Source organism: Nonomuraea sp. NPDC049486 (assembly GCF_040676925.1).
In the GTDB taxonomy this organism is placed as follows: domain Bacteria; phylum Actinomycetota; class Actinomycetes; order Streptosporangiales; family Streptosporangiaceae; genus Nonomuraea; species Nonomuraea ferruginea.
This window is the reverse complement of sequence record NZ_JBFAPV010000011.1, coordinates 5,342-21,192: the sequence shown is the minus strand read 5'-3', so window position 1 is coordinate 21,192 and position 15,851 is coordinate 5,342. Positions and strand designations below refer to the sequence as shown.

20 protein-coding genes and 1 tRNA gene are annotated in these 15,851 nt (G+C 69.8%); 9 read left to right on the top strand and 12 right to left on the bottom strand.

Translation table 11 applies throughout. The features are described 5' to 3' along the window. Positions 1-54 precede the first annotated feature (54 nt). On the bottom strand, positions 55-1,560 hold the full coding sequence (locus tag AB0K05_RS29120) for a potassium/proton antiporter (protein WP_271275767.1): 1,506 nt from the start codon (positions 1,558-1,560) through the stop codon (positions 55-57). Positions 1,561-1,584: 24 nt separating this feature from the next. Beyond that, positions 1,585-2,154 (bottom strand): 5-formyltetrahydrofolate cyclo-ligase, encoded by a 570-nt coding sequence (locus AB0K05_RS29115; protein ID WP_148029027.1) that lies wholly within the window; start codon positions 2,152-2,154, stop codon positions 1,585-1,587. Between the two features lie 24 nt (positions 2,155-2,178). On the opposite strand from AB0K05_RS29115, the gene galU reads away from it, so the two are divergent. The 7 genes from galU to AB0K05_RS29080 all read left to right on the top strand — a co-directional run bounded on the left by galU (position 2,179) and on the right by AB0K05_RS29080 (position 6,694). Continuing rightward, positions 2,179-3,081 carry a UTP--glucose-1-phosphate uridylyltransferase GalU gene (gene galU / locus AB0K05_RS29110; RefSeq protein WP_148029028.1) on the top strand — a complete coding sequence of 301 codons (903 nt, stop codon included), beginning with the start codon at positions 2,179-2,181 and terminating at the stop codon, positions 3,079-3,081. After that, the gene (gene glp / locus AB0K05_RS29105; protein WP_271275766.1) at positions 3,068-4,255 is read left to right on the top strand and encodes a gephyrin-like molybdotransferase Glp; all 1,188 of its coding nucleotides are present in this window, start codon (positions 3,068-3,070) and stop codon (positions 4,253-4,255) included. The genes galU and glp overlap by 14 nt, the downstream gene beginning before the upstream one ends. Further along, positions 4,252-4,722: a cyclic pyranopterin monophosphate synthase MoaC gene (moaC, locus tag AB0K05_RS29100; RefSeq protein WP_148029030.1), complete on the top strand. Its 471-nt coding sequence runs from the start codon at positions 4,252-4,254 to the stop codon at positions 4,720-4,722. The genes glp and moaC overlap by 4 nt, the downstream gene beginning before the upstream one ends. Continuing rightward, complete coding sequence (locus tag AB0K05_RS29095) at positions 4,719-5,195, top strand: MogA/MoaB family molybdenum cofactor biosynthesis protein (RefSeq protein ID WP_364233241.1); 477 nt, start codon at positions 4,719-4,721, stop codon at positions 5,193-5,195. The genes moaC and AB0K05_RS29095 overlap by 4 nt, the downstream gene beginning before the upstream one ends. A gap of 51 nt (positions 5,196-5,246) precedes the next feature. Further along, positions 5,247-5,879, top strand: coding sequence for a GNAT family protein (locus tag AB0K05_RS29090; RefSeq protein WP_364233721.1), 633 nt, complete (start codon positions 5,247-5,249; stop codon positions 5,877-5,879). A 124-nt stretch (positions 5,880-6,003) separates the two neighbouring features. Beyond that, positions 6,004-6,567, top strand: a complete 564-nt coding sequence (locus tag AB0K05_RS29085; protein ID WP_219551124.1) for a hypothetical protein — start codon at positions 6,004-6,006, stop codon at positions 6,565-6,567. Positions 6,568-6,617: 50 nt separating this feature from the next. Next, positions 6,618-6,694, top strand: a tRNA-Ala gene (locus AB0K05_RS29080). A gap of 63 nt (positions 6,695-6,757) precedes the next feature. Here the strand turns inward: AB0K05_RS29080 and AB0K05_RS29075 are convergent. The 10 genes from AB0K05_RS29075 to AB0K05_RS29030 all read right to left on the bottom strand — a co-directional run bounded on the left by AB0K05_RS29075 (position 6,758) and on the right by AB0K05_RS29030 (position 13,389). Continuing rightward, entirely contained in the window at positions 6,758-8,017 is a 1,260-nt protein-coding gene (locus AB0K05_RS29075) for a site-specific integrase (RefSeq protein ID WP_364233238.1), read from the bottom strand. Between the two features lies 1 nt (position 8,018). Next, complete coding sequence (locus AB0K05_RS29070) at positions 8,019-8,255, bottom strand: helix-turn-helix domain-containing protein (protein WP_364233236.1); 237 nt, start codon at positions 8,253-8,255, stop codon at positions 8,019-8,021. Positions 8,256-8,258: 3 nt separating this feature from the next. Next, on the bottom strand, positions 8,259-9,626 hold the full coding sequence (locus tag AB0K05_RS29065; protein ID WP_364233233.1) for a replication initiator: 1,368 nt from the start codon (positions 9,624-9,626) through the stop codon (positions 8,259-8,261). 317 nt (positions 9,627-9,943) lie between these two features. Then, complete coding sequence (locus AB0K05_RS29060; protein WP_364233230.1) at positions 9,944-10,081, bottom strand: hypothetical protein; 138 nt, start codon at positions 10,079-10,081, stop codon at positions 9,944-9,946. Positions 10,082-10,083: 2 nt separating this feature from the next. Further along, on the bottom strand, positions 10,084-10,233 hold the full coding sequence (locus AB0K05_RS29055; protein ID WP_364233227.1) for a hypothetical protein: 150 nt from the start codon (positions 10,231-10,233) through the stop codon (positions 10,084-10,086). Then, positions 10,230-10,370 carry a hypothetical protein gene (locus AB0K05_RS29050; RefSeq protein ID WP_364233225.1) on the bottom strand — a complete coding sequence of 47 codons (141 nt, stop codon included), beginning with the start codon at positions 10,368-10,370 and terminating at the stop codon, positions 10,230-10,232. The genes AB0K05_RS29055 and AB0K05_RS29050 overlap by 4 nt, the downstream gene beginning before the upstream one ends. Then, positions 10,367-10,786 carry a hypothetical protein gene (locus AB0K05_RS29045; RefSeq protein WP_364233223.1) on the bottom strand — a complete coding sequence of 140 codons (420 nt, stop codon included), beginning with the start codon at positions 10,784-10,786 and terminating at the stop codon, positions 10,367-10,369. Before AB0K05_RS29045 ends, AB0K05_RS29050 begins: the two co-directional genes overlap by 4 nt. After that, positions 10,783-11,505, bottom strand: coding sequence for a DUF2637 domain-containing protein (locus AB0K05_RS29040; protein WP_364233220.1), 723 nt, complete (start codon positions 11,503-11,505; stop codon positions 10,783-10,785). Before AB0K05_RS29040 ends, AB0K05_RS29045 begins: the two co-directional genes overlap by 4 nt. An 86-nt stretch (positions 11,506-11,591) precedes the next feature. Continuing rightward, positions 11,592-12,962: an FtsK/SpoIIIE domain-containing protein gene (locus AB0K05_RS29035; protein WP_364233217.1), complete on the bottom strand. Its 1,371-nt coding sequence runs from the start codon at positions 12,960-12,962 to the stop codon at positions 11,592-11,594. A gap of 97 nt (positions 12,963-13,059) precedes the next feature. Next, on the bottom strand, positions 13,060-13,389 hold the full coding sequence (locus AB0K05_RS29030; protein WP_364233215.1) for a hypothetical protein: 330 nt from the start codon (positions 13,387-13,389) through the stop codon (positions 13,060-13,062). Between the two features lie 137 nt (positions 13,390-13,526). Between AB0K05_RS29030 and AB0K05_RS29025 the strand changes: the two genes are divergently transcribed. Next, complete coding sequence (locus tag AB0K05_RS29025) at positions 13,527-14,369, top strand: GntR family transcriptional regulator (protein ID WP_364233719.1); 843 nt, start codon at positions 13,527-13,529, stop codon at positions 14,367-14,369. Then, on the top strand, positions 14,366-15,037 hold the full coding sequence (locus AB0K05_RS29020; RefSeq protein WP_364233212.1) for an HAD family hydrolase: 672 nt from the start codon (positions 14,366-14,368) through the stop codon (positions 15,035-15,037). Before AB0K05_RS29025 ends, AB0K05_RS29020 begins: the two co-directional genes overlap by 4 nt. Positions 15,038-15,851: the final 814 nt, after the last annotated feature.

Genomic DNA, 15,851 nt, shown 5'->3' with positions numbered 1-15,851 from the left:
GGCTTTGGCACTCATGCCTTGCGACTGCTAATGGTAACCGATGCGGTCAAACGCCTATTCCAATCCCCGCTCCCCGTACCATCCGGCGAGCTTGCCGCGGCGGCTGACGGCGCGTAACCGGTGTTCGACCTGGTCACGGGTGGCGGCGGTGGTGACGAGCAGGAGCTGGTCGTCGGCCCTGATCCGAGTGGTCTCGCCGGGCACGAACGACCTGCCGTCGCGCACGACCAGCGTCACCTGGGCGTCGCGCGGCAGCCGCAGCTCGAAGATCTCCACCCCGTGCAGCCGTGACCCGGGCGGCACCGACACCTGCAGCAGGTCGGCGTTCAGCTCCTCCAGCGGAGCCGCCTCCACCTCCAGCTCGTGCGCCTCGACGGGTGTGGTCACCTTGAGCAGGCGGGCGGCCCACGGCAGCGTGGGCCCCTGGAGCAGGGTGAACACGATGACGATCACGAACACCTCGTTGAAGATGTCCTTGGAGCCCTCGACCCCGGCAGCCCACGGGATCGTGGCCAGCACGATCGGGATCGCGCCGCGCAGCCCCGCCCACGACAGGAAGGCCTGCTCCCGCCACGACACCCAGCCCTGCCCGATCAGCCGCCCGAGAGACGCGCTGACCAGCACCGCGAGCGGCCGTGCCAGCACCAGCATGACCGTGCCGGCGATGAGCCCCGGCACGATCGCCGACGACATCTCCATCGGGCTGGCCAGCAGGCCCAGCATCACGAACAGCCCGATCTGCGCCAGCCACGCCATGCCCTCCGCGAACCCCCGGGTGGCGGCTCGGTGCGGCAGCTTCGAGTTGCCCAGGACGAGCGCGGTCAAGTAGATCGCGAGGAAGCCGGAGCCGTGCAGCAGCGCCCCTCCCGCGTACGAGAAGAGGGTGAGGCCCAGCACCGCGATCGGGTAGAGGCCCGAGACGGGCAGCGCGATGCGGCGCAGCGCGAACGCGCCCGCCGGGCCGATCGCCAGCCCGACGGCGGCGCCGATGGCCAGCTCGCTGCCGGTCTCGACGAGGAACGAGCCGAGGTCGGGCGACGCGTGGACGGTGCCGCTCAGCAGCACCACGGCGAGCACCGTCGGGGCGTCGTTGAAGCCGGACTCCGCCTCCAGGATGCCCGCCAGCCGGGGCGGCAGGGGCAGCCGGCGCAGGACGGAGAACACCGCGGCGGCGTCCGTCGGCGCCAGCACCGCGCCGATGATCAGCGCGGTGATGGTGTCGACGCCCAGCAGGTAACGGACGGGGATGGCCACGGCCAGGATGCTGACCGCGACGCCGACCGTGGCCAGGATCAGCGCCAGCGGCACCGATCGGCGGACCTGACTCCAGTTCGTGGTCAGGCCGCCCTCGGCCAGGATCACCGCGAGCGCCAGGAAGCCGATGTCCTTGGCCAGGCCGGGATCGGCGAACGGGATGCCGAACCCGGCGTCTCCCAGGGCCAGCCCGAACCCGAGGAACAGCAGCAGACTGGGCAGCCCGCTGCGGTGCGCGACCCGTACCGAGATGACGGCGGCGATGACGATGACGGCACTGACGAGGAGCCAGACATCCAGCGTCATCTGGCCCCCTTTGATCACCTGTGTCTAGGTAAGTTTAATTAGTCCCGAAGGTGTGATCGCAAAGCGGACGGCCCGATCGTGCGGTTCCGCCGGGATGTCGTCCCTGAGCTCGCCCTCGTGCAGCGGCGCGACGGTCGGCACGTTCGGCCCGACCCGGGCCAGCGCCCGGTCGAACGAGCCGCCGCCGCGGCCCAGCCGCACCCCGGTGCGCCGGTCCACGGCCAGCGCGGGCGCGATCACCAGCGCCGCCGTGCGGATCGCGTCGACTCCGCGCCGCGTGTCGACCGGCTCCATCAGGCCGAACCGGCCCGGCGCCAGGGTGTCAGGCCCGTCGTACACCGCCCAGTCGAGGTCGTCGTCCTCGCGCAGGACCGGCAGCATCACGGTCGCGCCGTGCTTCCACAGCGCGAACACCAGCCCGTGCGTCCCGGGCTCGGCGCCGATCGACCAGTAGCAGGCGACCAGCCCGGCCATCTGGACCCAGGGCTGGTCGAGCAGGGTTTCGCGGACTTTGGTGGCGTTCGCGCGGAGCTGATCGGGGGTGAGCGAGGCGCGCGCCGCGAGCAGTTCGCGACGCAGGTGCGGCTTGTCCACAGGTACCTCCACTAGGGTCTAGGCATGGCTGACTTCGACCCTGTGACGAAAGCCGTCGTGCCCGCCGCGGGTCTGGGCACCCGGTTCCTTCCGGCGACCAAGGCGACACCCAAGGAGATGTTGCCCATCGTCGACAAGCCCGCCATCCAGTATGTCGTCGAGGAGGCCGCCTCCGCTGGCCTGCTCGACGTGCTGATGGTCACTGGCAAGAACAAGCGGTCCATAGAGGATCATTTCGACCGCGCGTACGAGCTGGAGGACGTGCTCGAGGCGAAGGGCGACGAGCACCGGTTGTCCCAGGTCCGCGAGCCGGCCTCACTGGCGACCCTGCACTACGTGCGGCAGGGCGAGCCCAAGGGGCTCGGGCACGCGGTCCTCTGCGCCAAGCAGCACGTCGGCGACCACCCGTTCGCCTGCCTGCTCGGCGACGACCTGATCGACCGGCGCGACCCGCTGCTGCAGCGCATGATCGAGGTGCGCGGCGCGTACGGCGGCAGTGTGATCGCGCTGATGGAGGTCCCCAGGGAGCAGGTCTCGCTGTACGGGGTCGCGACCATCGAGGCGACCGGCGAGGACGACGTCGTCAAGGTCGTCGACCTGGTGGAGAAGCCTCCGGTCGAGGAGGCGCCCTCCAACTGGGCGATCATCGGGCGCTACGTGCTCGACCCGGAGGTCTTCGCCGTGCTGGAGGAGACCCCGCCGGGCCGCGGCGGCGAGATCCAGCTCACCGACGCGCTGCGCACCCTCGCCGGCCGCGACGCCGACAAGGGCGGGCCGGTGCACGGCGTGCTGTTCCGCGGCCGCCGCTACGACACCGGCGACAAGCTCGACTACCTGCGCACGGTCGTGAAGTTCGCGGCCGACCGGCCCGACCTCGCCCCCGACTTCCTGCCCTGGCTGCGGGAGTTCCTCGATGAAATCGGTTGACGCGCACCTGGCCGACATCCTCGCCACGGTGCGCCCGCTCGCGCCGCTGGAGCTGGAGCTGGAGCAGGCCCTCGGCGCCACGCTCGCGGAAGAGATCACCTCCCCGGTGCCGCTCCCGCCGTTCGCCAACTCCGCCATGGACGGATATGCCGTACGAGCGAGCGACATCGCGGACGCGCCGGTCACGCTGCCGGTGATCGACGACGTGGCGGCCGGGGCCGGCGAACTGCTCGCCGTCGGCCCCGGCCACGCCGTCCGCATCATGACCGGCGGCCCGATGCCCTCGGGGGCCGACACCGTGGTGCCCGTCGAGCTGACCGACGGCGGTACCGTCCAGGTCCGCATCGAGGAGACCGTGCGGGAGGGCAACGCCATCCGCCTGGCCGGCGAGGACGTGCAGGCCGGCGCGGTCGTGCTCAAGCCCGGCACCGTCATCGGCCCCGCCCAGCTCGGCATCATCGCCGGCGTCGGCCGCCGCCGCGTCCTGGCCCGGCCCAGGCCGCGCGTCGTCGTGCTCGCGACCGGCGCCGAGCTGATCGAGCCGGGGCTGCCGCTCGGCCCCGGCCAGATCTGGGACTCCAACAGCTTCACGCTCACTGCCGCCGCCCGCTCCGCCGGCGCCGACGGCTTCCGCGCCCCCACCGTGGGCGACGACCCGGCCGCGTTCCTGGAGCGTCTCGACGCCCAGCTCGTCCGCGCCGACGCCGTCGTGACCAGCGGCGGGGTGTCCATGGGCGCGTACGAGCCGGTCAAGGAAGCCCTCGGCCCGCTCGGCACCGTACGGTTCGACAAGGTCGCCATGCAGCCCGGCATGCCCCAGGGGTTCGGCACCGTCGGCGACGACCAGGTGCCGATCTTCGCGCTGCCCGGCAACCCCGTCTCGTCGTTCGTGTCGTTCACGCTCTTCGTCCGGCCCGCGCTCGACAAGATGCGCGGCCTCCCGGCGGGGCCGCCCGCCACCGTCACCGTCCGCACCACGGCGCCGCTGCGCTCCCCGGCCGGCAAGAGGTCGTTCCTGCGTGGCATGCTCGGTTCCGACGGCTCCGTCGCCCCCGTGCACGGCCAGGGATCACACCAGCTCGCCGCCCTGGCCTCCGCCAACGCGCTCATCGTGGTGCCGGAGGACGTCACCGAGGTGCCCGCCGGCGAGCAGGTGGAGGTGATCAGGCTGTGAGCGAGCTGACGCACGTCGACGAGACCGGCGCCGCGCGCATGGTGGACGTGTCCGCCAAGGACGTCAGCGCCCGCACCGCGACGGCCACCGGCCGGGTGCTGCTGTCGCCCGAGGTGGTGGCGCTGCTGCGCTCCGGCGACGTGCCCAAGGGCGACGCGCTCGGCGTGGCCCGCATCGCCGGCATCATGGGCGCCAAGCGGACACCCGACCTCATCCCGCTGTGCCACCCCATCGCCATCCACGGCGTCAAGGTGACGCTCGACGTGGCCGACTGGGGGGTGACGATCACCGCCCGGGTCAAGACTGCCGACCGCACCGGCGTGGAGATGGAGGCGCTCACGGCGGTGTCGACGGCGGCGCTGGCGCTGTTCGACATGGTGAAGGCGGCCGACCCCGCAGCGGTGATCACCGACATCCGGGTCGAGGAGAAGACGGGCGGCAAGACCGGCGAGTGGAGGCGGGCGTGATCAGGGCGCTGGTGGTGACGGTGTCGAACCGGGCGTCCGCCGGGATTTATGCCGATAAGTCAGGACCGCTCCTGGTTTCCTTGCTCACCGAGGCCGGCTGCACCGTCGAGGGCCCACTCGTCGTCCCCGACGGCGAACCCGTCGAGGCCGCCCTGCGCCACGGCGTCACCAAGGCGTACGACCTGATCGTGACGACCGGCGGCACCGGCCTCACCCCCACCGACCGGACCCCCGAGATGACCGCCCGCGTGATCACCCGCGAGATCCCCGGCATCGCCGAGACCATCCGCGCCGCCAACCGTGACCAGGTGCCCACCGCGATCCTCTCCCGCGGCCTCGCCGGCCAGGCAGGCCACACCCTCATCGTCAACCTGCCCGGCTCCAGCGGAGGTGTCCGCGACGGCGTCGCCGTGCTCGCCCCCGTGCTCAAGCACGCCGTCGACCAGATCCGCGGCGGCGACCACCCACGCTGACCTCAGATGCGCCACCAGACCCGTGGCGGCATCGCGCCGAATCGGGGGATGATGTCAGATGTGGATCGACTACGCGGCTGGCCTGCGACGCTGACCGAGGGCCCGGTGTCCCTCAGGCCGCTCCGGCTGAGCGACGCACGCGTCTGGCGCGACACCCGGGTACGCAACGCCGACTGGCTGCGCCCCTGGGAGCCGAGCAACCCCGAGACACCGCTCTTCCGCACCGGGCTCGGCCCGTACCTCACCATGGTCGCCACCCTGCGCCGCGAGGCCCGGCAGGGCCTCGCCCTGCCCTGGGTAGTCACCTACCGCGGCCGCTTCGCCGGACAGCTCACCATCGGCGCCATCGTCTGGGGCTCGGCCCGATCCGCCCAGGTCGGCTACTGGATCGACGGCGCGCTCGCCGGCCGCGGCATCACCCCGACCGCCCTCGCCATGGCCGTCGACCACTGCTTCTTCACCACCGGCCTGCACCGGATCGAGGCGAACATCCGCCCCGAGAACCAAGCCAGCCGTAGAGTGGTTGAGAAACTGGGCTTCCGGGAAGAAGGCATTCGGCGTCGCCAACTCCACATCGACGGAGCCTGGCGCGACCACATCTGCTACGCGCTGACCGCGGAGGACGTCCCCGGCGGCCTGCTCGTACAGTGGCGTCGCGCCCGGTCGTCCGTGGAAGAGGTTTGACGATCTCGCGACACACCGCATCGAATGCTCGTCAATCAGTGACACGCGGTCTTACGGTGCGTGACGTGAGCACAATGAGAACGCCCGACGCACCGAGGCGTTCTCGTGCTGCCCGGAGGTGCCTGTGAGCGGTGCTCTCCTCTACCTCGCCATCGTCATCATGTGGCTCTGCGTGCTGGTGCCCATGTGGCTGCGCCGGGACAAATCCAACCTCGCCGAACTGGCCGAGCTCGAAGAGCACTACACCGGCGAACACCAGATCCCCGACCTCACCACCGCGCCCGACGAGGAGCCGGTGGAGACCGAACGCGTCGACCCGCGCCAGTTCCGTTACCGGCGGCGGGCGATCATCGTAGCGCGCCGGCGGCGGTTGCTGTTCTTCACCATCCTGCTGGTGGTGGCCTCGGTGGTCACGGCCTCGGTCCAGATGATCCCCTGGTGGGGCGTCGCCCCGTCCGGCGCCGTCATGTTGCTCTACCTCGTGTTCCTGCGCATCGCCGTCAAGGTCGACCGCGAACGCCGCCAGCGCGCCCTCCAGGCCCGCGAGCGCACCCGCCGCATCCGCGCCCGCCGCCGGGCCGAGGAACTCGCGGCCAGGGAGGCAGAGGTCATCGAGTTCACGGGGGCGCAGGGGGATGTTCTCTTCGACCAGTACGCCGAACCGCCTCGGCGAGCGGTGGGTGACTGAATACTGTGGCGCGAGGACCCTCGGTTGTTTGCTAACCTGGTCGAGGTCTTGGGGATGTAGCGCAGTCCGGTAGCGCACTTCGTTCGCATCGAAGGGGTCAGGGGTTCGAATCCCCTCATCTCCACCAGACACAGCAAGGCCCGTCCGGGTGATCGGACGGGCCTTCGTGCTGTTCAGAGGGGTTGTTCGGCTACCCGGTGTCTTCTGATCGCTCTTGCTCGGTGTCCGGCCCGGGGAGCTGATTCAGGGCGGGAGTCAGCGAAAAGTCAGCGAACGCCGCCCGAGCCCTGCTGTTGCGGTCGCGTGAGGCGTGCGTGTAGCGGTTGAGCGTGGTCGAGATCTGCTCGTGGCCGATGAGCCCGGCCACGTCGTTGACCGGCACGCCGCTGGAGACGAGCCAGGTGGCGTAGCAATGTCGCAGGTCGTGGAAGCGGAGCCCTTCCCCGGCGTGCTGGGCGACATAGGTAACGGCTTCCTCTCTGATCGTGAAGCGCTTGCTCTGCTCGATACCGGCCTTGGTCGTCCAGGTGCCGACGAACCCTTCCACAGCCGGTGTGACCGATCCGAGAAGACCGGCCCGTACGAGCGACGGCCGCCAGACTCGGGCGCGGAAGGTGTGGCGGCTCATCAGGTTGCCGCTCCTGACGGTGAAGACCTCGCCGAGCGGACCGGGCGGGAATGCATTCCGGTGTGCGGTGAGGAGGTCGAGCGCGAAGCCGGGGAGCGGGATCTCCCGTCGTCCCGCCCTGGACTTGGGATAGGGCTTGATCGTGACGTGGCCGTTGACCTCGACCGCGACGCGGAGCACCCGGACGGTACCGGCTTCGAGATCGATGGCGTCCCATCGCAGCCCGGCGCACTCACCCCAGCGCAGTCCCGCTCCGGCGGCCAGGGCGACCACGGCGCGGTACCGGTCGGGGACGTGCGGGAGGAGCGTGGCGAACTCCTCCCGCGTGATGGTGCGGTCATCGTCGTCTTGGCGGCGCCGCTTGGGCAGGCGCACCCCTTCGCACGGGTTCGCGCCGATGAGTCGATCCCGTACCGCCGAGCGCATCACGCCGGACAGCAGGCGATGGCACTCGATCACCGTGGCGGGGGAGAGGCGCTTGCCGAGGTCGGTGACCCATGCTTGTACGGCAGAGTGTTCGATCTTGCCGAGCGGGAGGTCCTGCCAGCGGGGCTGGACGTGGTTGCGCATGATGGATTGGTCGCGCGCGGCGGTAGCCAACTCGTGATTGCGGGACGCGAGCCAGCTACTCGCGTACGCGCCGAACTTGGTCTTACCCGCGTGCGGGTCGACGTACGAACCGCGGTTGAGCGCGCTCTTGATCTCGGCCAGGAATGCCGTCGCCTCCCGCTTCGTGGTGAAGGTCTTCGAGCGCTGGCGGTCGGTCTGGTCACGCCAGTTGGCTCGGTACGTCCCGGCCTTGGTCTTGACGATGTGACCCATGTCAGTTCGCCTCGCTTTCCGGCGTGCCGTCCAACCAGGAGTGGAACCGGCGCTTGGGGATCACCCAGCGGTTGCCCATGCGGATGGCTGGGATGGTGCCGTTGCGGACGAGGGCGTAGGCGCTGCCCCGAGACAGCGACAGCAGGTGTGCTGCCTCGATGACGGTGTAGACGGCCCGCCGCTCGTCCGAGGTGGACTCGGCAGGAGCGTGCCGTGAGGTGCTGATCAGGTGATGCATGGATTAGTTACCTCCTGCCGGGTTGTGGTCGTTGATCGTGGCGGCCAGGGCGGATTCGCCGGGGGTGAAGCCTTGTCCGGCGTACTTCCAGTGGGCGAGGACGAGAGTGCTGGTCGGGTCGTGGCGTAGGCGTTGCAGCTCTTGGGCCTCGCGGTACTCCAGGCGGACGCGGCGCAGGGCGGTCAGGGTGGTGGAGTAGGCGCGGCTCTTGGTGGAGAAGTGGCCTCGGAAGCCGAGCATGTGAGCCCACTGGCGCAGCCGGAGCTGAGCCAGGTCCGGGTGGGCGTCGGTGTTGCCGAGGTCCCAGGCGGTGCGGATCAGGCGAGCGGCGTGCTCGGTGACGCCGTGGGTGTGTAGGCGGGCCAGATCTTGTCGGGTGACGCGGCGATCCAGAGTGCCGGAGGTCTCTGCCGCCTTGGTGGCGTACTTGGCGATGTAGCCCGCGACGGCGGCCTCGGACAGGGCATCGGCGTCGAGGCCGGCGGACTGGATCGGGCGGACGTCGATGGTGCCCCAGGTGAGCGGTTGCCCGGTCTCCGGGGCGGGCAGGCGTACGGCCTTTGCAGCCGAGGTGATGGCGGTGGTGAGCAGGTCGAGGGTGGCCCAGGCGGGCGGGCTGGTGAGCGTATCGCCGTCGCGGCCGTCGAGGCGGATGATGGCGTGGAAGTGGACGACGCCCCTTGCTTGGTACTCGGCGACCTTGGCGAAGGACAGGTGGGTGGTGCGGGCGAACTCCTTGCGGGTCAGGCCGGTGGCGGCGGCCAGGTGCTGGCGGAGGTAGATGGTGAAGCGGTGCCACAGGGCGGCGGCGTGGGCGTTCCACAGGACGTGGCCGGTGTGGTCGTAGGTGTCGGGGTCGAGCGGTTGGCCGATGGTCGGGTCTCCCTTCTGGTGGCGGGTGAAGCAGGACGGGCCGGTGCGGCGCGGGTGGCAGACATTGAGCGTGCCGTCCTTGCCGGGGCCTCGGTGGACGGGGCCGAAGGACGGGGCGGTCAGGGTGGCCAGGACTCTCGGGTGGGTGCGGACGATCTCCGGGACTCCCTTGTCTCCGCCGAGCAGGCCCGCGCGGATGAGGTGGAAGGTGTCTTGGCGGTAGGTCTCGGCGCAGGCCGGGCAGCGGGAGGCGCGGCGGTTGCCGCAGCGGATCAGGAGTTGGCCGTGTGGTTCGTCGCGGGTGGTGTAGGTGTGCAGGAGTTCGCCGGTCGTGGCGTTCAGGGTGGTGGATTCGCCGGTGAGGCGGATCGGGTCGGTGCAGCCGCGGAGCCGGTCGACCTGGTGAAGCCAGCGGGTGATGTCGTGGTGGGAGCGGCGGGCCAGGTCCCGGATGACGGGGCCGATGAGGTCGCCGAGCTGGGCGGGTGCTTCGGTCACTGAGCCTCCTCTCCGCTGCCTTCGCAGCACGGGCAGTTGACGTCGATCAGGTGGTGGGTGTGGGTCGGGCGGATGCGGACGGAGCCGTATCCGCCGCATTCCGGACAGGGCCGGTGGCGCATACTGGACTTCCTTCGTGAGAGCGGAGGGTGACGCCCCACGGGGACGGCGTGGCTGCCAGGCTTGAGCCGTCCCGTGGTGGCGTCGCCGGAGCTAGTCGCGGCTGTCGAGGTCGATGCCGGTGCCGGAGCAGTCGCGGCAGGTGGCGTCGTCGTGCAGGCCGGTGCCGTTGCAGGTGGCGCAGGCGTAGAAGTGGATCATTCGGGTTCACCTCCTTGGCGGGTGCAGGGGCAGGGCTGGTCGGGTGTGGTGGTGTCGCAGTCGGGCGGGTCGCCGTCGAAGTCGCAGCCGTAGCGGGCGCAGCAGACGCAGAACGGGCACGGTAAGCGGGTCACGATCAGGCGCCGCAGCAGTCCAGGCACAAGGCCCAGGTGTCGACGCGGGTGGCGTTCTTGCCCCGGCCGATGATCTGGAAGGTCTCGACCTGGCCTTCGCCGTTGCAGGTCCGGCAGACGGGCTTTCGGGTACGGGGCCGCTTGCTGGTCATCGGGTGCCCGTCCCCCGGCAGACGGGGCAGGTCTCCGAGACCTCGATCACCAGCGTCGGGCCGGTGGGCTGCGGCTGGCTGCGGTAGGCGGTGATGGTGCCGAAGCCGAGGCAGCGGCGACAGTAGGGCCAGTTCATGACGTGGCGTCTCCTCTCGTGGCGAGCCAGGCGGCGCGGTTGCCCTGGGCGTGGTTGATGGCGGCCAGGACGCGGGCGAGGTTGGTGGCGTCCAGGCAGGTGATGGCGGGGCCGAGTTCGACCGGCACCCCGTCGGCGATCGACAGGGCGATGCGCAGGACGGCGGCTTCGCTGCCGGAGCAGGGCATGCGGCCCCGGCTGAGGGCGGCGTGGGCGGCCTGCCAGTCGATGACCGCGTACGGGATGCGGGTGTAGGTGGCCGTGATGTAGTCGACGGCGTAGCGGCGGAACTCCGGCCGGTGCAGCCAGACGTCATGCTGGACGAGCAGTTCGACGGCGGCTTCCAGGGCGTAGGAGCCGCGCGCCCAGGCGCGGGCGGCGTCGATCAGGTGGGCGGGGGTGAGGTTCTTGGTCATGCGATGGGTTCCTTCCGGAGGTGGGTGAGCAGGTCGGCGGCCAGGTCGGGCGAGACGTGCATGCGGGTGGCGAGCTGGTCGCCGGTGATGGGCCGCTGATGGCTGGTGTGGTGGTCGTCGGCCAGGCGGCGGGCGTAGGCCAGCAGCGCGGGCGACGGACCCGACTCGGCGTGACCTGGCTCAGCCGGGCCGGTCCCGATCTGGCCGGGCTCTGCCGGTCCGGGGACGGGCGACGGGGCGGAGTCGAGCTGTGGCAGCTCGGCGGTTCCCGTCTCGGCAGGATCGAGCTGTCCGTCGGCGTCGTCGTCCACCAGCTCGGCCGTGTCGATGGGGGCGCGGTGGGAGGCGCGGCGCTCCAGCATGGAGACCGCGACCAGGAAGGCGACAGCGGGTGTGGCAGCGGTGATCCAGCCCCACACGCTCGGATGCGCGGTGGCCAGGTTGGCGGCCAAGGTGAGGACGATGCCGCCAGTCAGCACAAGTGCCGGCCACGAGATGAGCCCGTGGCGGTGGCGGCCGGTGCGCTTGTCGCGCTGGAGTTCGCGGGCGGCCATCACGCACATCAGGTCGATGCACACGGCGACCGCCCACGCCTGCCAGCCGTGCTGCCCATGCGCAGCGGCCAGATCGCTGATGTGGGTGAACGAGCCGACGGCGGCGATGACCGCCAGGACGACGACGGGGCCGGTGTCGAGCAGCCGGGCGCGGATGCGTCCCATGGGTGGCACCTCCTTTCGGTTTCGGGCATGGGGCGGGTAGGGATCTGGCGCGATGAGGCCCGCGCCGGGCCGAGGTGGAAAGGTGGTTAGGTGGGTTCGCCTTCGCGGGCGAGTGCTTCCAGCTCGGCGTCGGTGACGGTCATGGTGTCGGCGCCGGTGAGCAGGTCGGTCCAGGCGGGCGCGAGCTGGGCATGGGCGGTGGCGGCGGCTTCGGCCGCTTCTTCGCTGACGTAGACGGAGCGGGCGCGGTACCAGCGGCCGTCATCAGCCACGACGATGGCGGTGCCGGGCATGCTGGCTGGGATCTGGCGGGCCGCGTCCAGGGCGGCCGGGTCGGTGTCGCCGAGGGTCATGGTGGCGGTCTCCGGGTCGTTGACCCGGTGGCAGATCCGGCCGGAGAGCTGGGAGCGCAGGGCGGTGACGCCGGGGCCGAGGTCGGAGCCGACCCGTTGCCCGCACACCACCAGGTACACCCCGAACGCCCGGCCGAGCTGGGCCAACCTGAGGAGCGCGGTGGCGGTGGTAGCGATCTCGTCCTTCTCGCCCTTGTGGGCCATCAGGAACAGCTCGGCCACCTCGTCCACCAGGACCACGACCGGCGTCGGCCGCAGGTCCTCGGGCAGCTTCCAGACGTTGCGCGCCTTGTTCGCCCGGCACAGCGCCATTCGGGTTTTGACCAGGCAGATCAGATCGTTGAGCAGGCCGACGCATTCGGCCCGCTCGGTGGCGATGGCCGACAGGCGTCGGCCGTAGGCGGTGAGTTCGACGCCGCCCTTGAGGTCGAAGCCGACCAGGGCGACCGGTTGCGGTGACAGGCCGGTGATGAGGGCGTTGAGCAGGGTGGACTTGCCGGATTGGGTGGCTCCGGTGTTGAGCCAGTGCGGCACCGTACGGAAGTCGACCACCCACGGTGCGCCGGTCTCCAGCAGCCCGACACGCACGCGCAACAGCCCTTCCGACAGCACAGGCGTGCGGACCTCGGACAGCGGATCACCTCGGGTGGCCAGCAGCGTAACCCGGCCGGGCCGGGAGGCGATGAGCCGGACGGAGTGGACGCGCCAGGCGTGGGCGAGGTTGGACAGCCGGGCCGTGTAGTCGTCCGGCGTTTGACCGTCCATGAGCTTGATGTTGACGCGGAAGCCGAGACGGCAGGGCCGGACGAGGCCGAGCCGGGGCGGCTTGTCGATCTGCACCCTGCGGACCTTCCGCTTCTGAGACAGGGCGATGGTGGCGTTGCCGACGACCGGGAGGCCGTCGAGGGTGTAGCGCCAGCGGCGCCGCTTGCGGGTGAGTGAGCAGCCGAGGGCGACGTTGCCCCAGGTGAAGTAGACGTGAGCGGTCTTGAGCGGGTAGCCGACGACGAGCCAGAACGAGACGGGGTGCAGCATGCGCCACACCAGCAGGACCGTGCAGACCGAGGCCACGGTGATGGCCAGCGGGATCAGCCAGTCGGACATACTTGGAGCGTTCCTTTCGAACCTTCGAAAAGGGGTGATCCCGGGAGCGGGCGGGTAGCTGCCAGGCGATGCGCCCGCTCCCGGGTGTACCTACGGGTCAGGCTGCCTTCGCCGCGGCCAGGGTGATGGTCTCGGCGCGAAAGCCGAGCCCGGAGCGGCCGTTCATGGACCAGAAGAAGGCAGCCAGGCCGACCGGGCGAACCTGCACACCCTCAGGGATCTGCGGGAACGTCTCGCTCGGGAACGTCACCACGATCACCGGGTTGCGCCGGTCGTCGTTCGGCTTGGGCAGCAGCGGGATGGTGTAGAGCTCGCGCCCCTCGGCGTCGCGCTTGACTTCGCCGGTGGCGCGATCGACGATCTTCGGCTCGGGCTCACCGGCGACGATGAAGGCCAGGCCGGTGATGTCGACGGGGATGTTACGCATGCTGAACTCCTCTGAAGGTTGCCTAACTTGGCTAGGCATCTTGCTGACGAGTCCATGTTGACCAGCATGGCTAGCCATGTCAAGCATCTCTGAGTAACTGGACTAGGCAACCTAGGAGAACTACGCTGTTTTGCGTGATGAGTCTCGATCCCGACGACCCCCGCCCGCCGTACCAGCAGGTCGCCAACGCCTTGCGCGCTGCGATCCTGACCAAGAAGTTCGAGCCGGGCGAGAAGCTGCCCTCAGGCCACGACCTGGCGAAGAAGTACGGCGTGGCGCGCATGACCGTCCAACAGGCCATCCGCCTGCTACGCGACGAGGGCCTGGTCGTCTCCCGCCAAGGCAGCGGCGTGTTCGTCCGCGAACGCACCGAACGGCCGGTCGAGCTGCGCCCTCACATCGAGAGGGCCTTCGAGGAGCCCAACGTCTCCATCGACTTCGCCGGCTTCTCCGGCGAAACCCTCAACGGGATGCTTCAGGAGCCCCTGGACAAGATCCGGCTCGGACGGCTCACGCCCGAGTCCATCGCCATCCGCATCCTGGTCCCCGACATGGAACGCCCCATGTCCCTGCCCTGCCGCGCCGAAGACCTCACCGACGATCCCGTGATCCGGACCCGCGCCCTGCGCATCCAGCAGCGCAGCACTCAGGCAATCGCCGACGCCGTCCACGAGCTGGCAGACCTTGGCCTGGTCAAGACCGCCACTGTCCAGGTACGCGTCCACCAGACCGCACCCGCGTTCAAGTTCTACGTGATCAACCGCGAGCGGGTGTTCTTCGGCTTCTACCCCGTCGTCAAGCACACGGTCCGCATCAAGGGCGAGCCCCACGAGCTGTACGACGTCATGGGCAAAGACGCCCTGCTCTTCCACTACGAGATCACCGAAGACCCCACCTCGATGGCTTCGCAGTACGTCACCGAGACCCGCCGCTGGTTCGACAGCATGTGGACCACCATCAGCCGCGAGATCGAGCTATGACCACCGCAGCCGACCTCATCCGCCAGGCCGACGCCGTCCTGCTCGACTTCGACGGTCCGGTGTGCAGCATCTTTGCCGGACTACCCGCGCCCGTGGTCGCGGCCCGGCTCAAGCAGGTGCTCGTCAAGGAAGGCGTGCAACTGCCGGAGGACGTCGAGGCGCTAGAGGACCCGCTCAAGGTGTTGCGCCATATCGCTGAGATCGTGCCGGAACTGGTCGACAAGGTGGAGACCGCGCTCATGGGCAACGAGATCGAGGCCGCGACCTGCGCTGAGATCACGCCGGGGGTTCGGGAGTTCTTCGAAGCGTGCGCAGAGGCCGGCAAGCCGGTCGGCATCGTCAGCAACAACTCCGCACCCGCCATCGAGACCTTCCTTGCCGTGGCCGAGCTGGGGGAGTGGGTCACCGCGGTTTCCGGACGCCCGATCGGCGTACCGGAGCAGATGAAGCCACACCCGCAGTCAGTTCTGTGGGCGTGCAAGGCGCTGGGCGTCGAGCCAGCAAAGGCCGTGCTGATCGGAGACTCCGACTTCGACATGCAGGCCGCGCACAACGCTGGAACCCGCAGCATCGCCTATGCCAACGAGCCGGGAAAGGTTGACAGGCTCACCCAGGCCGGGGCCGATGCGGTGACCGGCAGCATGGCTGAACTGGTCGAACAGCAGTAGCGAGGCAAGATCGACAGCCGGGCAGAGTGGTACGTGATTCATACCTTCCCTACGTCATCAAGCCGCCGCCCGATGGGCGGCGGGCGGCCGGGCGGTCCGGGCGGGCGTGCGGCCTCTCCGGGCCGGTCCCGCCCGGCCACCCCGCCGCACCAACGAACGCAGCCAGAACGACGAAGCGGGCATGCACCAGCACCGTGTAGGACGCGGAATGCCGGACAGAGCCGACGAGGTCAAAGCATGCCTCCGGCGGGAGCGCTCCGGCACCGAGGTGATCGCCACACGGCCCTGCACGTTGATGGGGTGGCTGGGGGCTGATCACCTCGCACACCATCGACTCAGGCAAGCCCAGCAGACCGGCTCCTCCGTATCAAGCTCGGCTGTGGCCGCAGGGCAACGAATGATCGAGGAACGGCGACCGGCGAACGCACACGCGAAGCCGAGCTTGACACTCCGTCCCCGGCCCGCTGCCGCTACGCGGTGAGTCGACGGCGTACGAGGTGATCAGACAGCGCTGTTGCAGATCTGCTAGGTGACGCGTGCAAGATCATGTATACAGCACTCGTTCATTGAAGATTCGACAGCTGGAGAGCGGCACCCATAGCAGGACTTGCCGCCTTGGGTAAGCTTCTTAGATTCCAACTCCCAATGCTGGGAGATGTTGGGAGTTGGCTGGGAGTTGGGATGGCGGGTAGGTGGCCTCTCTGTGCCAACTCCCAGCGCTGGGAGATGTTGGGAGTTGGCTGGGAGTTGGGATGGCGGGTAGGTGGCCTCTCTGTGCCAACTCCCAGCGCTGGGAGATGTTGGGAGTTGGCTG

Excerpts from the sequence above, each read along its gene's own strand:
- AB0K05_RS29120 (WP_271275767.1), bottom strand. The coding sequence starts at position 1,560 with ATGACGCTGGATGTCTGGCTCCTCGTCAGTGCCGTCATCGTCATCGCC.
- AB0K05_RS29030 (WP_364233215.1), bottom strand. The coding sequence starts at position 13,389 with ATGCGTAACATCCCCGTCGACATCACCGGCCTGGCCTTCATCGTCGCC.
- galU (WP_148029028.1), top strand. The coding sequence starts at position 2,179 with ATGGCTGACTTCGACCCTGTGACGAAAGCCGTCGTGCCCGCCGCGGGT.
- glp (WP_271275766.1), top strand. The coding sequence starts at position 3,068 with ATGAAATCGGTTGACGCGCACCTGGCCGACATCCTCGCCACGGTGCGC.
- AB0K05_RS29045 (WP_364233223.1), bottom strand. The coding sequence starts at position 10,786 with ATGACCAAGAACCTCACCCCCGCCCACCTGATCGACGCCGCCCGCGCC.
- AB0K05_RS29075 (WP_364233238.1), bottom strand. The coding sequence starts at position 8,017 with ATGGGTCACATCGTCAAGACCAAGGCCGGGACGTACCGAGCCAACTGG.
- AB0K05_RS29050 (WP_364233225.1), bottom strand. The coding sequence starts at position 10,370 with ATGAACTGGCCCTACTGTCGCCGCTGCCTCGGCTTCGGCACCATCACC.
- AB0K05_RS29020 (WP_364233212.1), top strand. The coding sequence starts at position 14,366 with ATGACCACCGCAGCCGACCTCATCCGCCAGGCCGACGCCGTCCTGCTC.
- AB0K05_RS29055 (WP_364233227.1), bottom strand. The coding sequence starts at position 10,233 with ATGACCAGCAAGCGGCCCCGTACCCGAAAGCCCGTCTGCCGGACCTGC.
- AB0K05_RS29040 (WP_364233220.1), bottom strand. The coding sequence starts at position 11,505 with ATGGGACGCATCCGCGCCCGGCTGCTCGACACCGGCCCCGTCGTCGTC.
- AB0K05_RS29035 (WP_364233217.1), bottom strand. The coding sequence starts at position 12,962 with ATGTCCGACTGGCTGATCCCGCTGGCCATCACCGTGGCCTCGGTCTGC.
- AB0K05_RS29025 (WP_364233719.1), top strand. The coding sequence starts at position 13,527 with ATGAGTCTCGATCCCGACGACCCCCGCCCGCCGTACCAGCAGGTCGCC.
- AB0K05_RS29090 (WP_364233721.1), top strand. The coding sequence starts at position 5,247 with ATGTCAGATGTGGATCGACTACGCGGCTGGCCTGCGACGCTGACCGAG.
- AB0K05_RS29070 (WP_364233236.1), bottom strand. The coding sequence starts at position 8,255 with ATGCATCACCTGATCAGCACCTCACGGCACGCTCCTGCCGAGTCCACC.